The organism is Arthrobacter sp. 92 (assembly GCF_050260325.1).
In the GTDB taxonomy this organism is placed as follows: domain Bacteria; phylum Actinomycetota; class Actinomycetes; order Actinomycetales; family Micrococcaceae; genus Arthrobacter.
The window spans coordinates 4,482,647-4,500,977 of the sequence record NZ_CP189863.1 but is presented as its reverse complement, the minus strand read 5'-3'; the positions used below and the strand labels follow the sequence as shown (position 1 = coordinate 4,500,977).

The 18,331-nt window shown below is 67.2% G+C and carries 19 protein-coding genes; 13 read left to right on the top strand and 6 right to left on the bottom strand.

Translation table 11 applies throughout. The features are described from left to right. The first annotated feature begins 115 nt into the window (after positions 1 to 115). Entirely contained in the window at positions 116 to 2,134 is a 2,019-nt protein-coding gene (locus ACP4XC_RS20970; protein WP_427172657.1) for a glycogen debranching N-terminal domain-containing protein, read from the top strand. On the opposite strand, the gene ACP4XC_RS20965 is transcribed toward ACP4XC_RS20970, so the two are convergent. Further along, positions 2,124 to 2,789: a HutD/Ves family protein gene (locus ACP4XC_RS20965; protein ID WP_427172656.1), complete on the bottom strand. Its 666-nt coding sequence runs from the start codon at positions 2,787 to 2,789 to the stop codon at positions 2,124 to 2,126. The two genes, ACP4XC_RS20970 and ACP4XC_RS20965, sit on opposite strands and share 11 nt — an antisense overlap. A gap of 120 nt (positions 2,790 to 2,909) precedes the next feature. Between ACP4XC_RS20965 and ACP4XC_RS20960 the strand changes: the two genes are divergently transcribed. From ACP4XC_RS20960 to ACP4XC_RS20940, 5 genes are all read left to right on the top strand, one after another. Beyond that, positions 2,910 to 3,506, top strand: coding sequence for a phosphoribosylanthranilate isomerase (locus tag ACP4XC_RS20960; RefSeq protein WP_427175187.1), 597 nt, complete (start codon positions 2,910 to 2,912; stop codon positions 3,504 to 3,506). Positions 3,507 to 3,552: 46 nt separating this feature from the next. Continuing rightward, complete coding sequence (locus tag ACP4XC_RS20955) at positions 3,553 to 4,587, top strand: LLM class flavin-dependent oxidoreductase (RefSeq protein ID WP_427172655.1); 1,035 nt, start codon at positions 3,553 to 3,555, stop codon at positions 4,585 to 4,587. 81 nt (positions 4,588 to 4,668) lie between these two features. Then, on the top strand, positions 4,669 to 5,214 hold the full coding sequence (locus tag ACP4XC_RS20950; protein WP_427172653.1) for a YceI family protein: 546 nt from the start codon (positions 4,669 to 4,671) through the stop codon (positions 5,212 to 5,214). 75 nt (positions 5,215 to 5,289) lie between these two features. Then, entirely contained in the window at positions 5,290 to 5,544 is a 255-nt protein-coding gene (locus ACP4XC_RS20945; protein ID WP_427172652.1) for a hypothetical protein, read from the top strand. 86 nt (positions 5,545 to 5,630) lie between these two features. Next, on the top strand, positions 5,631 to 6,032 hold the full coding sequence (locus ACP4XC_RS20940; RefSeq protein ID WP_427172651.1) for a YccF domain-containing protein: 402 nt from the start codon (positions 5,631 to 5,633) through the stop codon (positions 6,030 to 6,032). A 7-nt stretch (positions 6,033 to 6,039) separates the two neighbouring features. Here the strand turns inward: ACP4XC_RS20940 and ACP4XC_RS20935 are convergent, their stop codons facing one another. Together ACP4XC_RS20935 and ACP4XC_RS20930 are read right to left on the bottom strand one after the other, a co-directional pair. Then, positions 6,040 to 6,909, bottom strand: coding sequence for a DUF4031 domain-containing protein (locus ACP4XC_RS20935; protein WP_427172650.1), 870 nt, complete (start codon positions 6,907 to 6,909; stop codon positions 6,040 to 6,042). 37 nt (positions 6,910 to 6,946) lie between these two features. Beyond that, the gene (locus ACP4XC_RS20930; protein WP_427172649.1) at positions 6,947 to 8,278 is read right to left on the bottom strand and encodes an FAD-binding oxidoreductase; all 1,332 of its coding nucleotides are present in this window, start codon (positions 8,276 to 8,278) and stop codon (positions 6,947 to 6,949) included. Positions 8,279 to 8,462: 184 nt separating this feature from the next. Here ACP4XC_RS20930 and ACP4XC_RS20925 point away from each other — a divergent pair, with 184 nt between their 5' ends. From ACP4XC_RS20925 to ACP4XC_RS20910, 4 genes are all read left to right on the top strand, one after another. After that, positions 8,463 to 8,873 carry a TOBE domain-containing protein gene (locus ACP4XC_RS20925; protein WP_427172648.1) on the top strand — a complete coding sequence of 137 codons (411 nt, stop codon included), beginning with the start codon at positions 8,463 to 8,465 and terminating at the stop codon, positions 8,871 to 8,873. Then, positions 8,873 to 9,694 (top strand): molybdate ABC transporter substrate-binding protein, encoded by an 822-nt coding sequence (modA, locus tag ACP4XC_RS20920; RefSeq protein ID WP_427172647.1) that lies wholly within the window; start codon positions 8,873 to 8,875, stop codon positions 9,692 to 9,694. The genes ACP4XC_RS20925 and modA overlap by 1 nt, the downstream gene beginning before the upstream one ends. Before the next feature lie 73 nt (positions 9,695 to 9,767). Continuing rightward, entirely contained in the window at positions 9,768 to 10,640 is an 873-nt protein-coding gene (locus tag ACP4XC_RS20915; protein ID WP_427175186.1) for an ABC transporter permease, read from the top strand. After that, the gene (locus ACP4XC_RS20910; protein WP_427172646.1) at positions 10,637 to 11,695 is read left to right on the top strand and encodes a sulfate/molybdate ABC transporter ATP-binding protein; all 1,059 of its coding nucleotides are present in this window, start codon (positions 10,637 to 10,639) and stop codon (positions 11,693 to 11,695) included. Before ACP4XC_RS20915 ends, ACP4XC_RS20910 begins: the two co-directional genes overlap by 4 nt. A gap of 61 nt (positions 11,696 to 11,756) precedes the next feature. On the opposite strand, the gene ACP4XC_RS20905 is transcribed toward ACP4XC_RS20910, so the two are convergent. Both ACP4XC_RS20905 and ACP4XC_RS20900 read right to left on the bottom strand, forming a co-directional pair. Further along, positions 11,757 to 12,275 (bottom strand): carboxymuconolactone decarboxylase family protein, encoded by a 519-nt coding sequence (locus ACP4XC_RS20905; RefSeq protein ID WP_427172645.1) that lies wholly within the window; start codon positions 12,273 to 12,275, stop codon positions 11,757 to 11,759. A 193-nt stretch (positions 12,276 to 12,468) separates the two neighbouring features. Continuing rightward, positions 12,469 to 12,804 (bottom strand): hypothetical protein, encoded by a 336-nt coding sequence (locus tag ACP4XC_RS20900; RefSeq protein ID WP_427172644.1) that lies wholly within the window; start codon positions 12,802 to 12,804, stop codon positions 12,469 to 12,471. Positions 12,805 to 13,046: 242 nt separating this feature from the next. Between ACP4XC_RS20900 and clpB the strand changes: the two genes are divergently transcribed. After that, on the top strand, positions 13,047 to 15,704 hold the full coding sequence (gene clpB / locus ACP4XC_RS20895) for an ATP-dependent chaperone ClpB (RefSeq protein WP_427172643.1): 2,658 nt from the start codon (positions 13,047 to 13,049) through the stop codon (positions 15,702 to 15,704). A gap of 94 nt (positions 15,705 to 15,798) precedes the next feature. Here the strand turns inward: clpB and ACP4XC_RS20890 are convergent, their stop codons facing one another. After that, on the bottom strand, positions 15,799 to 16,314 hold the full coding sequence (locus tag ACP4XC_RS20890; RefSeq protein WP_427172642.1) for a septum formation family protein: 516 nt from the start codon (positions 16,312 to 16,314) through the stop codon (positions 15,799 to 15,801). Positions 16,315 to 16,854: 540 nt separating this feature from the next. Between ACP4XC_RS20890 and ACP4XC_RS20885 the strand changes: the two genes are divergently transcribed. After that, a complete protein-coding gene (locus ACP4XC_RS20885) occupies positions 16,855 to 17,088 on the top strand; it encodes a DUF3073 domain-containing protein (RefSeq protein WP_209748114.1) in 234 nt (77 codons plus the stop codon). A gap of 368 nt (positions 17,089 to 17,456) precedes the next feature. Continuing rightward, positions 17,457 to 18,275, top strand: coding sequence for a VOC family protein (locus ACP4XC_RS20880; RefSeq protein ID WP_427172641.1), 819 nt, complete (start codon positions 17,457 to 17,459; stop codon positions 18,273 to 18,275). The last annotated feature ends 56 nt before the right edge of the window (positions 18,276 to 18,331 follow it).

Here is an 18,331-nt window from a genome sequence, read left to right as displayed (position 1 = left end):
ACGTGTGAGAGTATTTAACCGCGCAAATTTGATCGTTCAAATCTTCAGGTTCACGCCCGGTAATGCGGACGCCAGCCTCCGCACCCAATCCAGCAGCATCAGGAGTTGTTTCACCGTGGCCTCTGAACAGCCATACCTGCATAACCTTTCCGGCGTTTTCAGCGCCCCCATCCAAGCCTGGTCCGACGCCCATGGCCAGATCCGCCACGTCGGCGCACAGGGGATCTACTGCGGCGATGACCGCGTCCTCCATACTGCGGTCCTCACCGTGGACGGCCGGGAGCCCGAATGGGTCTCTACCCAGCTGCGTTCTTCCAAGGAAACCGACTACATCTACTTTGTGCGCGCCGATGCCGAGGTGGCCGATCCTCTGCTGTCGCTGGTGCGTACCCGCACCGCCGATTCCGGCCGTATCCGGCATGGCGAAGACACCGAGAACCTCACCGGTTGCTCGGGCCGGGTGGCGGAGACGCTGCGCCTCGAATCGGCCATGCGGGAGCCGGTGGCGCTGACGATCCGGCTAACCCTTGGTGCGGACAACACCACCATGGAAGACATCAAACAAGGCGCCCCGGGAGGCGCAGTGGTGGAACCGGCAGGAACCACCTGGTCCTGGCGGGACAAGGACACTGTCCTGGCGCTGACGGCGGCCAATGCGGCAGTCAGCATCCACGGTAGCAAGGTGACCATCGAATGGGCGGTGGAGGTCTTTCCGGGGGTGCCCTTGGAGCTGGCATGGGCGGTCGACCTGACGGATGCGGATTCCCCGATGCTCGCCGCCGACGGCGAGCCCATCGTGGCGCCGGCCTCGGAGGATCCCCGGATCAGCCGGCTTCTGCAACGCTCTGTCAGCGATCTGAACAGCTTGCGCCTGGCCCACGTTTCCCATCCCCATGACACCTTCCTTGCCGCCGGCGCCCCGTGGTTCTTCACCATGTTCGGCCGTGACTCCATCATTGCCGCGAGGATGATGCTGCCGATCAACACGGCCATCGCCGGAGGTACCCTGCGCGCGCTTGCGGGCCGCCAGGGCACGGAGACCGACCACACCACGGCAGTCCAGCCCGGCAAGATCCTGCACGAGGTCCGCCGGACGGTGCTGACCATGGCGGAGAGCGGCCACGCACTGCGGCTGCCGCCCGTGTACTACGGCACCATCGACGCCACCCCGTTGTGGATCTGCCTCCTGCATGACGCCTGGAAGGCGGGCATGCCGGACGCCGAGGTGGAGGAGCTGCTACCAAACCTCCAGGACGCCCTCGAGTGGCTGAGGGACCACGGCGACCTCGACGGCGACGGCTTCCTGGAATACCTCGATGCCTCCGGGGCAGGCCTGGTCAACCAGGGCTGGAAGGACTCCGGGGACGCCATTCGCTGGCACGACGGCACCCTGGCCAAGGGGCCGATCGCCCTGGCCGAGGTTCAGGCGTACGCCTATGAGGCCGCCATCATGGGTGCGGACCTGCTGGAGTCCTTCGGACGGTCCGGCGCGGAGGAGTGGCGCGACTATGCCGCGGGCATGGCCGAGCGGTTCCGCGCGCAGTTCTGGTGCGAGGACGAGCTCGGCCCGTACCCGGCGCTGGCGTTGGATGCGGACAAGAAGCCGGTTGACGGAGTGACCTCCAACATGGGCCACCTGCTCGGCACCGGGATCCTGAACGAGGAGGAACAACGGACTGTGGTACGCCGCGTGATGGACCCCACCATGTTCTCCGGTTACGGAGTGCGGACGCTGTCAACCACCAACGGCGGCTACTGGCCCACGCGGTACCATGCTGGTGCCGTCTGGAGCCATGACACCGCCCTGATCATCGGCGGCATGCTGGCGGACGGGTTCAAGGCCGAAGCGGCGCAGCTGGCCGCCGGCCTGCTCCATGTGGCCGAGGCCAACGACTGGCGGCTGCCCGAGCTTTTTGGCGGCCACAGCGCCGACACCATGCGCAACCCCGTGCCGTTCCCCGCGAGCTGCCGCCCGCAGGCCTGGGCTTCGGCCAGTTCAGTGGTGATCGCCGCGGCCCTCGGCCAGGACGAGCTTGGCCGGCAGGATCAACGGCGCAACGGAACCGTACAGGAAGCCGCGGCCAAGAGAGGATCTGCTGGCTGGCGTTATCAGCAGGTAGTTCTCAGCTCGTAACACGGTCGATCGACACGACGGCAAGGAAGCCGCGGCCAAGGATCTCCGGTGTCCGGTGGTCCGAGCCCACCACGGCGTCGTAGCGGTCCAGTGTTTCCGGCGGCGCGCCGGGGGCGGCTGCGGCGTTTGCACCGCCGTCGTCCGTCTCCGCCCCGGCACCGGCGGCTGAATCGTCCCCGGCACCGGCGTTGCCCAGGCTCACCGTGGCCTGTCCCTGCAGCAGGATGCCCAGCTGCCCTTCGAACACGGGGTGGGCCCGCTTCTTGGAGAGTTCGATGATGGAGGTGTAGCCCTTGAAGGCGCCGTTCCGGGTGATGACGTTGAGGTCGCGGATGTCTCCGGTGGGAAGCGCCGCGGTGGCCTCGGCGTCACCGGGGAACCTGAAAGGCCGGTACCTTTCCAGCGGATGATCCGCGCCGTCCACGGTCAGGAGCAGCAGCTCGCCGTCGATCACGGTGAGCACGCGGTCCATTCCGTGGAACGTGGAGAACGCTCCGGCCCTTGAGATCTCGGCGATGCTCACGCGCCAGTCCCAATCGCCGTCGGGTGCCGTGCCGCCGCCTGCCGGGGTGGGATGGCTGGCCAGCTCGCGGGTGACGCCGCCGCCGTTGCGCCAAGGTTCGGCCCGGAGGCTGGCATAGCGAATGATCTCCATGCCTTCAGCCTAGCCGGACACCGGGGCGGGCCCCGCAGGGGTTGGCCGGCCGTAACGTCCGCGCGGGCGGCCGTGGCTTGCTAACGTCAGATGCAGGAAGATGTGCAGGAGGAGTCGGTGATGTTCGTCAAAGTGTGTGGCCTGAGTACGCCGGAGTCCATCCGGGAGGCGGCCGGCGCCGGTGCCGATGCCGTCGGCTTCGTGCTGACCAAGAGCCCGCGCGAAGTTACCCCGGCACAGGTGCTCGGGCTCCTTCCGCACGTCCCGGCGGGGCTTCCCGCCGTCGGCGTTTTCCGGCACGAGCCCGTTTCCGACGCGGTGGCCACCGCCCTCGCGGCCGGTCTGGAGTGGATCCAGCTGCACGGGGACCGCACTCCCGAGGACGTAAAGACCGCGCGCGACGCCGGCCTGAAGGTCATCCGGGCCGTGACCATGGCCGCCGCCCCGGACGCGTTCGATTTTTGGGGTGAGGAGCTGCTCCTCATCGACGCCGCTGTGCCCGGATCGGGCGAGGCATGGGACTACGCGTCGGTGCGCGCCAAGGGGCTCCGGGGCCGGAAGTGGCTGCTGGCCGGCGGCCTTGATCCCGCAAACGTCGCCCACGCCGCGGCCGATGCCGGTGCCTGGGGTGTGGATGTCTCCTCCGGCGTGGAAAGCTCCCGCGGGGTAAAGGATCTGGCCAGGATCCGGGCCTTCGTGCTCGCAGCCAAGGCCTGACGGTAACCCAAGGAATTCGGGAGACCCCGGCCTTGTTGGGCCAGACATGAAGCGTATTGGGTTCTTGTCGTTCGGTCACTGGGGCAACGTGGAGGGCTCGCACGCGCGCACGGCCCGTGACGCGCTGCTGCAGGGCATCGAACTGGCTGTTGCCGCCGAGGAACTGGGCGTGAACGGCGCGTTTTTCCGGGTCCACCACTTCGCCCGCCAGCAGGCCTCGCCGTTCCCGCTGCTGGCAGCCATCGCCGCCAGGACCAGCCGGATCGAAATGGGCACCGGGGTGATTGACATGCGGTACGAGAACCCGCTGTACATGGCCGAGGAGGCCGCAGCCACCGACCTGATCAGTGGCGGCAGGCTGCAACTGGGCGTGAGCCGCGGTTCACCCGAACCGGCCCGCGACGGCGCCAGGGCGTTCGGATATGTGCCGGCCGACGGGGAGACTCCTGCCGACATGGCACGCCGCCACACCGCCCTGTTCCGGCGTGCGCTCTCCGGTGCGGGAATGGCCGAAGCTGATCCGCGCTACGCGGGGGGCGCCACTGGCAAGCTGCCCATTCAACCAAACTCGCCCGGCCTCGAGGACCGAATTTGGTGGGGCGCGGGCTCGCGCGCCACGGCCGTCTGGACTGCGGAACAGGGCATGAACCTGATGAGCTCAACCCTGCTGACCGAGGACACCGGCGCGCCGTTCGACCAGCTTCAGGCGGAGCAGATCAGCATGTTCCGGCAGGCCTGGGCGGCTGCCGGTCACGCCCGTGAGCCGCGCGTCTCGGTCAGCCGCAGCGTCCTGCCCATCGTCGATGCTGAAGACCGGAGGTACTTCGGCCTCAGCGCCCTCCGGGAAAATCGCGACCAGGTGGGGATCGTTGACGGGCTCACGGCCCGGTTCGGCAAGAGCTATGTGGGGGAGCCCGATGCGCTCGCCGCGGAGCTGGCCGCCGATGCCGCCGTGCAGGCCGCGGACACCTTGCTGCTTACGGTCCCCAACCAGCTGGGCGTTGACTTCAACGCCAAACTGCTGGGCAGCATCACCGCCCATATTGCCCCTGCCCTTGGCTGGGAGGCTAGCCGGGGGTAACGGTCTTCGCTAGCATTCAGCTGGGGGCTACCCCGAACAACCGGCGGCAGTTAACTGCCAGGCAGTCGAAGGAGACCAGCTGTGACTCTTCCCCAAGGTTTGACCCCCGGCGTCTGGACGCTCGACAAGTCTCACAGCGAGGTGGGATTCAGCGTGCGCCATGCCGGCATCAGCAAAGTCCGCGGCCGGTTCACGGATGCCTCCGCGGAGGCCCACGTGGGGGAGTCCCTGGCCACGTCCAGCCTGCACGCCACTGTGAAGACCGCCAGCTTTGATTCCGGGGACGCGAACCGGGACGCGCACGTGCGCGGAGCCGACTTCTTCGATGTGGAGAACTTCCCCGAGATGACTTTCCGCGCCACGGGTGTGGAGGGCGACGGCGAGGATTACACTGTCACGGGCGATCTCACCATCCGCGGCATCACCAAGCCCGTGGAGCTGGAGGTTGAATTTACCGGGGTGGCCGTGGACCCCTTCGGCGCCACCAGGGCCGGTTTCAGTGCAGAGGCCGAAATCAGCCGGAAGGATTTCGGCCTGACCTGGAACGCGGCGCTCGAGGCTGGCGGACTGCTGGTCAGCGACAAAGTCAAAATCAATGTGGAGGCGGCTTTGGTCAAGCAGGGGTGATGTGACCGGCGGCACATTTGCGGTATGGTTTTTTCAGGTTATGCAGTTGGCCTCAGTCTGGACCGAGGACCCCACATGACCAGCAATCCACACAGCGCCCGCGGCGCCCCGCACGGAGGCCGCGTTGCCGGTTCGCGCGCACGCCGATCCTTCGTTTTTCACGAATCGTTGTCGCGTGTCCCCACCCCCGAACTGCGGCATCTCGCGTCCATGCTGGCGCAGGACTCGCGCATACCGGAGCGGAGCGCGGCCGCGGGGGTCCTGTACCCGCGCGTCCTCGCCGAGATCCACCGCAGGGAGCGGACGCCCGCCCGAAACGACCCGCACTAGTCCGGCCATCCGACTTCGGGCAGGCTCACGGCAATCTCAGGGAAACCCCTGACGCCAATCGGTACCTTGCGGGGGACAATGGCTTCATGAAGACATTGCTCAACATCATTTGGCTGGTATTCGGCGGACTCTGGCTCGCGCTCGGCTATTTCTTCGCCGGAATCATCTGCTGCCTGCTGGTCGTGACAATTCCCTGGGGCATCGCATCGTTCCGGATCGCCTCCTACACGCTGTGGCCGTTCGGACGAATGGTGGTGGACAAACCCGGCGGCAACAGTGTGTTCTCCCTGCTGGGTAACGTGATCTGGCTCCTCGTGGCCGGCATCTGGATCGCGATCGGCCATGTGGTCACGGCCTTGGCCATGGCCATGACCATCGTCGGCATTCCCCTCGCCATCGCCAACCTGAAGCTCATCCCGGTGTCGCTGATGCCGTTGGGTAAGCAGATTGTCCCTTCCAACCGGCCGTTCGTCAGCACTTACCACTAGTCCGGACTCACCCGAGTTCGCACTGCAGGTTCCGGCGGGCAGCAGCGAGCCAAAGTTCGCGTCCGCGGCTGGTGTGGAAGAGCGGCTCCAGTTCCAACAACTGGCGCACGACGGCGGCGCGCCCGGCGGCGAAGTCGTCGTCGCCGATGTGCGCGAAGTCTTCCCGGACGGCGGAGAGGTAGCGGCCGTAGGCCTCCGGGTTTCCGCCGAGGACTGAAAGGTCCGCATCGCTGAGCAGGGCGGCGGCATGATCCCCTAGGTCCGGGCGGTGCTCCGCCGTCATCCGCACCAGCCGCCCCACTTCATCGGCCTCGCTGTCGGGCAGTCCCGCGTGCCGGAGCCTGTCCTCGGCAAGCCGGGCCGATGCCTCCTCGTCCTCGCCTGCGATTCCGCGGTAGACGGCGTCGTGGAACCAGGCCGCCAGCAATACCGTGCGCGGCGGCCGCTCCGGTTCGGTGAGCAGGTCCAGGGCCTCCAGGACGGCCAGGAGATGGGTCCGGCCGTGGTACTTGCGGTGCTCCTCGCCCCAGCGGTCCAGGAGGTCGAGGAAAAGCGCATCGTGGCCGGGGAGCACCTCGTTCCAACGATGCAGGAGCGGCAACTTCAGCGAGGTTCCGCGCCGGCGGGCTGGGATCCGCAGCCCGCTGTCAATGAGCTTGCGGACCAGGATCCGTCCTTCCACAGGCACGGCACCGGCCGCCACGAGTGCCGCGTACCGGGACTGGGCGACGTCGTAGTGGTCGCCGTCGAACGCCCGTTCCGTGATCCCTGCGCCCGCGGCGAACGCCTGCAGCTCCGCCAGCGAGGTGTCCGAGATCAGGTGCGAGAAGTGGGTCCCGTGGGCGGGCCAGAGCGGCGGATCAACATAGACGGCCATGGAAGCAGTTTAGTGCTGCTGCCAGCTGTCGAATCCGCTAGGCGGGGGCGGGGAGGATGTTCTGGTTGCCGCGGAAGAAGTTATCCGGATCGAACGCGCGCTTAACCTGGGCGAGCCTGTTGTAGTTCTCGTCCCCGAAGGCTGCCCGGATGCGGGCCTGGCCCTCGTCGCCCACAAAGTTCAGCCACACGCCGCCGGTGGCATACGGGGCGATGTCGTGGCGGAACCGTTTCACCCACGCCTTCGCGTCCTCACCGCCTTCGGGTGTCTCCTCGATCCCGAAGGGATGGCTCACCCAGGTGGCATCCCGGTTCTGCAGTGGAGTGGCGTCCGGCGTTCCGCTCACCGCCCCGCCCCAGCGGACCAGCAGGCTTTGGGAATGTGGCCCCGGGAGATTCCGCGCTGAGTCGACGATCACGTCCAGGGCCTCGTCTGTCAGCTGATCGTGGTAATCCGCGCTCCAGTAGTTGTACTGGTCCGGCGCGTTATCGAGCATGCATTGGAAGTCCGTGTAGTTCATGGCACCCACCAGATCCACGGCCGGAGCGAGTTCGCGGAATGGCGCCGCATGCTCGGCTCCCTCGCCGGCATCCCCTGCGTAGAGGTACACGAGTCCCACCGCGAGCCGGCCCACCATCTCGGCAGGGACAAACGGTTCCGGCGGGGCCGTGAGGTAGACCAGCGCAGTCCCCACGGCGTCGGGGGCTGCCAGCGTCAGATCGCGGTAACCGCGGGCCAGGTCGCGGGCGGCGTCGCCGGGCCAGAGCATCAGGCCAGCCTGGACCGTGGGTCCGAGCTCATGCAGCTTGAAGGTCAGCTCGGTAGCGACGCCGAAGTTGCCGCCCCCTCCGTGGAGGGCCCAAAAGAGTTCAGGGTTCTCGTGGGCGCTCGCAGTGACCCGCTCCCCTGCGGCCGTTACCAGGTCCACCGAGAGCAGGTTGTCACAGGCAAAGCCGAACGAACGTTCCAGCCACCCCGAGCCGCCGCCCAGGGTGAAGCCCGCCACTCCGGTGGTTGAAACCCGGCCGCCCGTCGTGGCGAGGCCGTGCGGCTGCGTGGCGCGATCGAACTCACCCCACGTAACGCCGGCTCCGACGCTTACGGTCTGCCTGTTCCGGTCCAGCGAGATTGATTTCATCGGGCGGACGTCCACCACCAGGCCGCCGTCGTTCGTGGACATCCCGGCCGCGGAGTGGCCGCCGGCCCGGACGGCCACATCGAGACTATTGGTGCGGGCGTACGCCAGGGCCTCCGCCACCTCGCCGGGATCTGCGCATTGGGCAATGACGGCCGGCCTCCGATCGATCATCGCGTTGAAGAGCTTTCGTGTTTCGTCGTAGTCCGCTTGATCCGGCCTGACCCATTTCATGGCAGTGCTCCCTTGGTGCTCGCGTTGGCGACCATGGCTCCACCCCACCTCAAAGCGTACGGCTGTGGCCTGCCGGAGGCTATGGGGAAGTCCTTGGATCAACTCTTGGACAGCGCAGCCATGATTTAAGCACTTGCGACTAAAAGTGCATGCAAACACCGCAAATGAGGAGATAAGGTTGACTATGCCCACTTTTCGCATTGCCGAGGCGGCACGCTTCCTAGGCGTCAGCGACGACACCGTGCGCCGCTGGACCGAGAACGGAAGCCTGACACCACTCAAGGATGACTCAGGCCGCCTTGCCGTGGACGGGCTCGAGCTCGCGACGCTTGCCCGCGGACAGGCCCAGCTCCCGGAGGACCCGGCCAATGTGGGCAGCTCGGCGCGGAACCGCTTTGTAGGACTCGTCACCGCCATTACCGCGGACACCGTGATGGCGCAGGTTGAACTGCAGTGCGGGCCGTTCCGGGTGGTGTCCCTGATGAGCAGCGAAGCCGTCCGCGAACTTGGCCTGGAGCTGGGGTCGGTGGCCACCGCCGTCGTCAAAGCCACCACAGTGATCATCGAAACTCCCCGGGGAAAGGGGACCGTCTGATGCGCGCGGGCAAGGCCTGTGCACTGCTTCTGGCGGCCTCCCTCGCCGCAGGCGTCAGCGGGTGCTCGGCCGGCCCCGCGGGCCCCGCCGGCCCCGCCAGCTCGGCCGGCCCCGCCGGAAGCGCCGGGAGCACGAGCGCATCCGGAACCATCACCGTCTTCGCCGCCGCCTCCCTCAAGGGGACCTTCACCCAACTTGCGCAGCGGTTCGAGGCCGAGAATCCGGGGACCAAGGTGGCGCTGAGCTTCGCCGGGTCCTCGGACCTCGTCACCCAGATCACCCAGGGTGCTCCCGCCGACGTCCTCGCCACGGCAGATACCAGCACTATGGCCAGGCTTGCCGACGCCGGGCTGCTGGACGGCTCCGCGACCACCTTCGCCACCAATGTCCTGGAGATCGCCGTCGCGCCAGCCAATCCTGCCTCGATCAAATCGTTCAACGACCTTGCCAGACCTGGCCTGAGGGTTGTGGCCTGCGCCCATCAGGTCCCCTGCGGTGCCGCCGCCGAGGCAGTGGAAAAGACCGCCGGCACATCCCTTCGGCCGGTCAGCGAGGAATCATCGGTCACCGATGTTCTGGGCAAGGTGGTTTCCGGGGAGGCCGACGCCGGCCTGGTCTACCGCACGGACGTCCGGTCAGCCGGGGCCAAGGTCCAGGGCGTTCCTTTCCCCGAAGCCAGCCGGGCGGTCAACTCCTATCCGATCGCGACGGTGGCCAGCAGCAGGGCGAAGACTCTCGCGGCGGCATTTATCACCCTGGTCACCGGCAGCGAGGGCAAAAAAACCCTCACTGACGCCGGATTCGGCACGCCCCAGCCATGATGCCCAACGCTAGGACCGCCCAGCCGGCCACGAGCACCCAGCCATGACAACCCGAACCCGCGTTGCCAGGGACATGTCCTCCGGGCGGCCGGCCAGCCGACGCTCCCGGCGCCCCGTTGCCGGCCATGCCTACAGCGGGATCCCGGCGTGGATCTATGCCCTTGCCGTCGTGGGCGGCGTCTTTGTGGTGCTTCCGCTGGCCGCCATGGCCGCCAAGGTCAACTGGGCGCAGTTCGTCCCGCTGGTGACGTCCGATTCCTCCCTCACCGCACTGGGGCTGAGCCTGCGGACCTCCGCGGCCAGCACCGTGCTTTGTATCGCATTGGGCGTTCCGCTGGCATTGGTGCTGGCCAGGGGAAATTTCCCCGGCCAGAGGCTGCTTCGCGCCTTGGTGCTGCTGCCGCTGGTGCTGCCTCCCGTGGTGGGCGGCATCGCTTTGCTGTACACCTTCGGGCGCCAGGGGCTGCTGGGCCGCAGCCTGGAGGTGGCGGGAGTACAGATCGCCTTTTCGACGACGGCGGTGGTCCTGGCCCAGACGTTTGTGGCGCTGCCGTTTCTGGTGGTGAGCCTTGAGGGCGCGCTGCGCACGGCCGGAGGGCGTTATGAGGCCGTGGCCGCCACTCTGGGCGCCAAACCCTCCACGGTCCTGCGGCGCGTTACCCTGCCGCTGGTCCTTCCAGGCCTGGCCTCGGGCGCGGTGTTGTCCTTCGCCCGCAGCTTGGGCGAATTCGGCGCGACATTGACGTTCGCGGGCAGTCTCCAGGGAGTGACCCGGACCCTGCCGCTGGAGATCTACCTGCAGCGGGAAACCGATGCCGATGCCGCCGTCGCCCTGTCCCTGGTGCTGGTGGCCGTCGCCGTTGCCGTGGTGGGTCTGACATATCGCAGGTCTTCGCCGGCCAGCGCCGGCGGCAGCGGCGCCACGCCCGGGGAGGTCCGGCCGTGACGTTCATGCTGCGGGCGGCGGTCCAGGAGCGCGGTCTCGACGTCGAATTGGCCCTCGGCCCCGGGGAAACGCTGGCAATCCTTGGTCCCAACGGCGCAGGGAAATCGACCCTGCTCTCAGTCATTGCCGGGCTGCTGCGGCCCGATTCGGGCCGTGCCGAGGTGGACGGCAAAGTGCTCTTTGACCTCACCTCAGGCACAAGCGTGTGGACCGCCCCGCACCGCCGCGGGACGGCCCTGCTGGCGCAGGAGCCGCTGCTCTTCCCGCACCTCACGGCCCTCGACAATGTGGCGTTCGGGCCACGAAGCGCCGGGATGGCCCGGAAAGCCGCCCGCGACTCGGCCCGGAAATGGCTGGCGGCGGTGGACGCCTCGGAGCTGGAATCCCGGCGCCCGGGCGAGCTCTCCGGCGGCCAGGCCCAACGGGTGGCGGTGGCGCGTGCGCTGGCCGCGAACCCGGACGTGTTGCTGCTGGACGAACCAATGGCCGCCCTGGACATCCATGCCGCCCCACTGCTCCGCCGGCTCCTGAGGGTGGTCCTTGATGGCCGCCGCGCCATCATCATCACCCATGACGTCCTGGATGCCCTGATGCTGGCGGACCGCGTCATTGTGCTTGAAGGGGGCAAGATCACCGAGGAAGGGCCAACCCGGGAGGTCCTGGAGCGGCCGCGCAGCCGGTTCGCGGCCGGCCTGGCCGGGCTGAACCTGATCCAGGGAACCCTTACCGCCACAGGCGTCAGCACGCCTCGGGGCCTGGAGATCGCCGGGCATCAGGAAGAACCCCTGCCGCCCGCCAGCCTGGGGCACGCGGGCGTTGCGGTCTTCCCGCCGTCGGCCGTTTCCATCTTCCTCTCGGCTGCCCACGGCAGTCCCCGGAACTCCTTCAAGGTGACCGTGACCGACCTCGAACCCCATGGTGACCAGATCAGGGTCCGGGCAGGAGGCATGTCCGCTGATATCACGCCCTCCGCCTCGGCGGAGCTGGGGCTCGCGCCGGGGATGGGCGTCTACTTTGTGGTCAAAGCGGCGGCAGTCTCTGTCTATCCCGCATAGGGTCCGGGGATATCTCGGGGTTATCCCGCATGGGATCAGGCCGAATGAGGTTCAGGAGCCGCTAGGGCTGGGCCGGTTGCGCGGTCGGCTGCCGCTGATCCCGCCGGACGGGGTGTTGGCTGGTGATGGACACCCGGTTGAAAGCGTTCATGGTGATGGCGAGCCAACTGACCGCGGAGTATTCCGCCGTGCTGAGGTGTTCGCGGGCGAAGGCGTCCTCGCGGTCCCGGGTGTGGGCGTCCGGCAGGATGGTGATGGATTCCGCCAACGTCAGGGCGGCCCGCTCCCTTGCCGTGAAAAGCCCGGTGTCACGCCAGGCCGGCAGGACGGCAAGGCGTTGCGAGGTCTCACCGGCCTTGAGGGCGTCGGCCACATGCATGTTCAGGCAGAAGGCGCAGCCGTTGATTTGTGAAATGCGGACGTGCATCAGTTCCACAAGCGTGCGGCTGATCCCGGCCTCATCGGCGGCTTCGCGGGCTTTCAGGCCGAGCCCGTTCAGGGCCCGCCATGCGGCCGGGGCCTCCTTGTCAAGGAAGATGTGCGCGGCGGCGGAGGCGCCGGATTCCGGTGTCTGGTCCATGGCTCCCAGAATACTCACCGGCATACTCACCGGCCCCCCGAACCTCCTGTTCGGGGGCCGACCTTTGGCGGCCCGCGCTCTTTCCGCGGCCGGTTCGGTAGCGACTACGCGGTAGCGACTACACGGTGGCGGCTGCGCGGCACCGGCTACGGCTCGGGCGATCAGGCAGAGCGGGCCGGAGGACGGCCGGCGGCTACATTCCCGGCATGTCCAAGGCCTCGTAGACCTGGATGCTGGCCGCGGGCATCATGAGGTGCGGGTGGCCTTCAAGGAGCGCCAGGGCGCCCTCCATGTCCTCAGCCTGCAGGACGCTGTAGCCGCTGACGTTGGTGGCGGTGTCCGATGTGCCGGCGGTGACCACCTCCTTGCCGGCGCCCAGGGGAGCCCCCAGATCCACCAGTCCGTCACCGGCTTTTTCGGCCCATTGCGTCCAGGCCTTCATGCCTTCCTGGGCAGCCTCGGGGGAGCTTTCCGCCATCAGCGACTGTGCGGACTGGGGCGCGATGTAAAGAACCACAAATTTCTTCATCGTAAATCCTCGTCTCGAGCGTGCCGCTGGAACCGGCCGTCCACGGTCACAGCCTGACCCTAACGGGAAGAAGGTGTCCGCGCTACGGCTGGACGGCATGAAAAACCTCCCGGCTGTCCGGGGGTCCTCCGCCCCTAGACAGGGGGTTCGCTCTGGGCAAACATGGTCCTTGAGGAGCGCGCTTTGAAAGTTGAGCGTAGTACACTCAACTTAAGTGCAGACTATTCCGGAAGGAGCTCTCTTTGGACGCCAAGTTCACCACCAAGAGCCAGGAGGCTCTGTCGGCAGCCGCCATGAACGCCTCCACGGCGGGAAACCCGCAGGTGGAACCCGCCCATCTGCTCAAGGCGCTCATGGACCAGAGGGAGGGCGTCGCCGTAGCGCTCCTGCGCGCCACCGGCGCGGATCCGGACGCGGTCAGCGTCCAGGCGAGCACCGCCATCAAGGCATTGCCGGCAACTTCCGGGACCTCGGTCCAGCAGGCGCAGTTGTCCCGCGCCGCACTTCAGGCCATCAAGAACGCCCAGAACGAGGCGGACAAGCTGGGGGACAGCTATGTCTCCACCGAGCACCTGCTGCTGGGCGTCTCCGCCGGCAGTGACGCCGTCGGGAAGCTGATGCGCGACGCCGGGGCCTCCCACGAGGCGCTGCTCGCCGCTTTGCCGGGAGTCCGCGGGGACCGTAAGGTCACCAACGCGGATCCCGAAAACACCTTCCAGGCGTTGGAGAAGTTCGGCACGGACCTTACGGCCATGGCCCGCTCCGGCAAGCTGGACCCGGTGATCGGCCGCGACGCGGAAATCCGCCGGATCATCCAGGTGCTAAGCCGGCGCACCAAGAACAACCCCGTGATCATCGGCGAACCCGGGGTGGGCAAGACCGCCGTCGTCGAGGGCCTGGCCCAACGCATCGTGGCCGGCGACGTGCCGGAGAGCCTGCGCGGCAAGACCCTCATTGCCCTCGATCTCGCCTCGATGGTGGCAGGGGCCAAATACCGCGGCGAATTCGAGGAGCGGCTCAAGGCGGTCCTGGAGGAGATCAAGAGCTCCGAGGGCCAGATCGTCACCTTCATTGACGAAATCCACACCGTGGTGGGCGCCGGGGCCACGGGGGACAGCTCCATGGACGCCGGAAACATGCTCAAGCCCATGCTGGCCCGCGGCGAGCTGCGGCTGATCGGCGCCACCACCCTGGATGAGTACCGCGAGAACATCGAAAAGGACCCTGCCCTGGAGCGCCGGTTCCAGCAGGTCTACGTCGGCGAGCCGAGCGTGGATGACACCATCGGCATCCTCCGCGGCCTCAAGGAGCGTTACCAGGCCCACCACAAGGTTTCCATTTCCGACTCAGCCCTCGTGGCGGCAGCCACGCTCTCCAACCGTTACATCTCGGGGCGGCAGTTGCCGGACAAGGCCATTGACCTCGTGGACGAGGCCGCATCCCGGCTGAGGATGGAGATTGATTCCGCGCCGGAGGAGATCGACCAGTTGCGCCGCCAGGTGGACAGGCTGACCATGGAGGAACTTGCCCTTGCAGGTGAAACCGACGCGGCTTCGGTGGAGCGCCTGGCCGCCTTGCGGGCCGACATGGCGGACAAGAAGGAGGAGCTGTCGGCCCTGAATGCGCGCTGGGAGGCCGAGAAGGCCGGGCTCAACCGAGTTGGCGACCTCCGCGCAAAGCTCGATGAATTGCGCTCCATGGAGGAAAAAGCTGAGCGCGAGGGTGACTTTGAGACGGCATCCAGAATCCTCTATGGCGAGATTCCGGCCCTCGAGCGGGAACTCAATGCCGCCGCCGAAGCGGAAGCCGCCGTGACGGACAAATCTTCGAAGATGGTGGCCGATGAAGTCACCGCCGATGACATTGCCGAGGTGATTTCCGCCTGGACAGGCATTCCCGCCGGCCGCATGCTGCAGGGCGAGAGCCAGAAGTTGCTGCACATGGAGGAAGAACTCGGCAAGCGGCTGATCGGCCAGCAGAAGGCCGTCGCCGCGGTGTCCGACGCCGTCCGCCGCGCCCGCGCGGGCATCAGCGACCCCAACCGCCCCACCGGCTCCTTCCTGTTCCTGGGCCCCACGGGCGTGGGCAAGACCGAGCTGGCGAAGGCACTCGCGGATTTCCTCTTCGACGACGAACGGGCCATGGTGCGGATCGACATGTCCGAGTACGGGGAGAAGCACTCCGTGGCCCGCCTGGTGGGCGCCCCTCCCGGCTACGTGGGCTACGAGGAAGGCGGCCAGCTCACCGAAGCCGTCCGCCGGCGCCCGTACTCCGTGGTGTTGCTGGACGAAGTGGAGAAGGCGCACCCCGAGGTGTTCGATATCCTCCTGCAGGTCCTCGACGATGGCCGCCTCACGGACGGCCAGGGCCGCACGGTGGACTTCCGAAACGTGATCCTGGTGCTGACGTCCAACCTGGGAAGCCAGTTCCTGGTGGATCCCGCCCTGGATGAGACCGCCAAGCGGAACGCCGTGATGGCCACCGTGCACGCTTCCTTCAAGCCTGAGTTCCTGAACCGTCTGGATGAGGTGGTGCTCTTTGACGCGCTCAACGTCGAAGAGCTGTCCAGGATCGTGGAACTGCAGGTCAAGGACCTTGCGGGCCGCTTGCAGGACCGGCGGCTGAATCTCGAGGTAACCGACGGCGCCCGTGCCTGGCTTGCCCTGACCGGCTTCGATCCGGTCTACGGCGCCCGGCCGCTGCGCCGGCTGGTGCAGAAGGAAATCGGCGACCGGCTGGCCAAGGCAATCCTTTCCGGCGACATCGTGGACGGAGACACCGTCCTGGTGGACACAGCGGCCGACGTCGACGAACTCACCGTTGCCGGACTGCACGCGCAGGAAGGGCCCGACGGCGGCCTTCTGGCCGGCAGCGGGCTCTCCGTGCGGCGCAAGGGCTAAGCCGCCAGCAGGCGCCCGTCTGCGGCGCGCACAGTAACGGGCCGGATGGTAGCCGGGTGGGGCGGCAGCCCGGCGGTAGCGGTTGGCCGGCGAGTCAGGGGAGCAAGGATTCCATGATGATGTTTCCCTTGTCCGAGGTGACGTAGCAGTCCACTCGCCGGTCGCCCTTCTCCCAACTGGTGTCGCTGGGGTAGGAATTGCGCTGCATCAGCACGTACTTGGAGACTGCGTCGCTCAGGTCTGCGCTGAGGCAGGCCTGGCGGCCCATGTCCCGGAGCGCAGTTATGCCGGGGTAGGGGTCGCTAGAGGCGTACCGATGGACGGCAACCAGCTGGGCCGAATGGGCGGTGTTGCATGCCACCACGGTGGATTTGGTGGCTTCCGGATCGAAGTCCTTGAAGCAGTCGCCGAGTTGATATTCGAGGGCGCCAACGCCTTCCTGTGGGAGTTGGCTCCGGGTGGCCTGCGCGGAAGGCGGCGATTCCGCGGTGGCTGATGCCGGCGCGGCGGTCCCGGCGGACTGCTGGTTCCAGCTGGCGAGGAGGGAGGCGACTCCCCACACGATGAGTCCCAGTACAACAACTGCCGCCAGCACGAAGGCCACTTTCATTCGGGTCTCCCGGGTCTCCCGCGGGTCCCCGCCCGTGGAGCGGCCACGTCGGGAAGAAGTTTCCTGCGGGTCGGTGTCCTCAGGGTCCGGGTCCTGCGGGCCGGAACTGGCGTCTCTTAGTCCTGGGCCAGCCTGGGTCGGGAGCCGGCCAGTGGGCGGCCTGGAGGGCCGTGGCGGCGGCACGGAGAGCCCCGGCGCAGTGCGCGGGGGCTCATTTGGCGTCCCCGGGTTGGCGCCATTTTTATTGTCATCGTCCACTGGGGGATCCACCTCTTCCCGGCCTCTGCTTCTTCGGCGGGCCGCCCGTGGGTGCGGCCCACCCTTGCGGTCCGAGAGTCGACTCTACCGAAGAAAAAGGCGCGGCAGGAGGAGGCCGCCGCCACCCGGCCAGGAGTCGCCGCCCACTGAGGTCCCGTCGCGGGGAGCAGTTACCGCTGAAAGCATGTAATCTAGGTGTACGACAAATTGACCAAACATTCCGGGGCCTCACTAACGCCAATGGTGACCACCTCCGGTCCGAGTACAAAAGGGGGTCACGCCATGGGGCGCGGCCGTCAAAAGGCAAAAGCTACCAAGCAGGCTCGGGATATCAAGTACTATTCCCCGAACACTGACTACACCGCGCTTCAGCGTGAGCTCAAGAGCTCTGAGGGGCGTGCTCCAAGCCGTTTCTCGAGTGAGCCGGTTGAGCCGGATTATTCGGCTTATGTGGATAAGTACGCGGACGATTTGGAAGAAGACGACGACGAGGTTGACACCCGTCGAATCGGCTAGTTCTCGCCCAGCGAATCTGCTCTAGCAAATTCCCGGGCGTGCCGTCGGCGTACAGTTCACCATCCCGATCTGTTCGCCGTGTTCGGCTCTTCTTATGCAGCACCCGGTGCTGATCACTGTTTTACGGCCCGTCGGGCACGCCTTTCACTGGTGTGCCCGGCGGGCCTTTTTGTTGTTGATGTCGGTCCCCCGTACTAGATTGCCCGTAGCGGGTTAGGCGCCGGGAGGCGCATTCACCCTCTCTACACGCCGCAATCGAAGGGACTGACTCCTATGCCAGATGTTGAGGGCGACAAGCAGCGGACGCCTTGGTGGAACTCCGGTGGCTCGGCGTTCAGCCTGGTGGCCGGCGAAACGTCGGTGACGCCATGAGCGTGCGCACCGGATTCGACACCGGCGAGGTTTGCTGGGCCGATCTGCAGACCAGGGACGTTGCGGCCGCCAAGTCCTTTTATGCTGCGGTGTTCGGCTGGCGCTTCGAAGACCTGCTCACCCCGGACGGGCGCAGCTACTCGAAGGCCTTCCTCGGCGGGGACCTCGTCACCGTGGTTGCGCCGCAGAGCCCGCTCCAGGAGGCCAAGGGCGCCGCCGCGCAGTGGAACATCTACTTCGCCGCCGATGACGCCCAGGCCATTGCCGCGGAGGCTCCGCACGCCGGCGGGACGCTGCAGTTTGGTCCCGAAGCCGTGGCGGATACAGGCGTGATGCTCTTCCTTGAGCCACCCGGGGGAGGAACCACCGGTGTGTGGCAGGCCGGCACGCATTTCGGGGCTGCCCGGCACCACGAGGCGGGTGCCTTCGCGTGGGCGGAACTGCTGACTCCCGAACCGCGGGCCGCCGTCGGCTTCTTCCAGCAACTGTTCGGCCACGAGGTCACCGAATACCCGCAGGACGACGGCGGCACTTACACCACGCTGACGGTGAACGGCGTCGAAGTGGCCGGCGTCGCCCCGCTGCCGGAGGACGGGACTGGCGAGGAACAGGACGCGGACGCTGAGAACGCTGAAGGCACCGGCTCCGCTGAGTGGCAGGTGTACTTTGGCGTCGCCAGCGTCGCGGAAGCGGTGAGGGCGGCGGTGGCCGCCGGCGCCGAGGTGCTGGTGGAACCGGACGAATCCGAGGACGGCGGCAGTATCGCCACGCTGCGGGACCCGCAGGGCGGGGTGTTCAGCCTGCTGGAGGTGTAGCGCCCCAACGCAAGCTCCGCTCTGCGCACTGCGCTTAAGCAGCGAGAGTGCCCCGA

Excerpts from the sequence above, each read along its gene's own strand:
- ACP4XC_RS20965 (WP_427172656.1), bottom strand. The coding sequence starts at position 2,789 with ATGGAGATCATTCGCTATGCCAGCCTCCGGGCCGAACCTTGGCGCAAC.
- ACP4XC_RS20960 (WP_427175187.1), top strand. The coding sequence starts at position 2,910 with ATGTTCGTCAAAGTGTGTGGCCTGAGTACGCCGGAGTCCATCCGGGAG.
- ACP4XC_RS20955 (WP_427172655.1), top strand. The coding sequence starts at position 3,553 with ATGAAGCGTATTGGGTTCTTGTCGTTCGGTCACTGGGGCAACGTGGAG.
- ACP4XC_RS20945 (WP_427172652.1), top strand. The coding sequence starts at position 5,290 with ATGACCAGCAATCCACACAGCGCCCGCGGCGCCCCGCACGGAGGCCGC.
- ACP4XC_RS20940 (WP_427172651.1), top strand. The coding sequence starts at position 5,631 with ATGAAGACATTGCTCAACATCATTTGGCTGGTATTCGGCGGACTCTGG.
- ACP4XC_RS20935 (WP_427172650.1), bottom strand. The coding sequence starts at position 6,909 with ATGGCCGTCTATGTTGATCCGCCGCTCTGGCCCGCCCACGGGACCCAC.
- ACP4XC_RS20930 (WP_427172649.1), bottom strand. The coding sequence starts at position 8,278 with ATGAAATGGGTCAGGCCGGATCAAGCGGACTACGACGAAACACGAAAG.
- ACP4XC_RS20925 (WP_427172648.1), top strand. The coding sequence starts at position 8,463 with ATGCCCACTTTTCGCATTGCCGAGGCGGCACGCTTCCTAGGCGTCAGC.
- modA (WP_427172647.1), top strand. The coding sequence starts at position 8,873 with ATGCGCGCGGGCAAGGCCTGTGCACTGCTTCTGGCGGCCTCCCTCGCC.
- ACP4XC_RS20915 (WP_427175186.1), top strand. The coding sequence starts at position 9,768 with ATGTCCTCCGGGCGGCCGGCCAGCCGACGCTCCCGGCGCCCCGTTGCC.
- ACP4XC_RS20905 (WP_427172645.1), bottom strand. The coding sequence starts at position 12,275 with ATGGACCAGACACCGGAATCCGGCGCCTCCGCCGCCGCGCACATCTTC.
- ACP4XC_RS20900 (WP_427172644.1), bottom strand. The coding sequence starts at position 12,804 with ATGAAGAAATTTGTGGTTCTTTACATCGCGCCCCAGTCCGCACAGTCG.
- ACP4XC_RS20890 (WP_427172642.1), bottom strand. The coding sequence starts at position 16,314 with ATGAAAGTGGCCTTCGTGCTGGCGGCAGTTGTTGTACTGGGACTCATC.
- ACP4XC_RS20885 (WP_209748114.1), top strand. The coding sequence starts at position 16,855 with ATGGGGCGCGGCCGTCAAAAGGCAAAAGCTACCAAGCAGGCTCGGGAT.
- ACP4XC_RS20880 (WP_427172641.1), top strand. The coding sequence starts at position 17,457 with ATGAGCGTGCGCACCGGATTCGACACCGGCGAGGTTTGCTGGGCCGAT.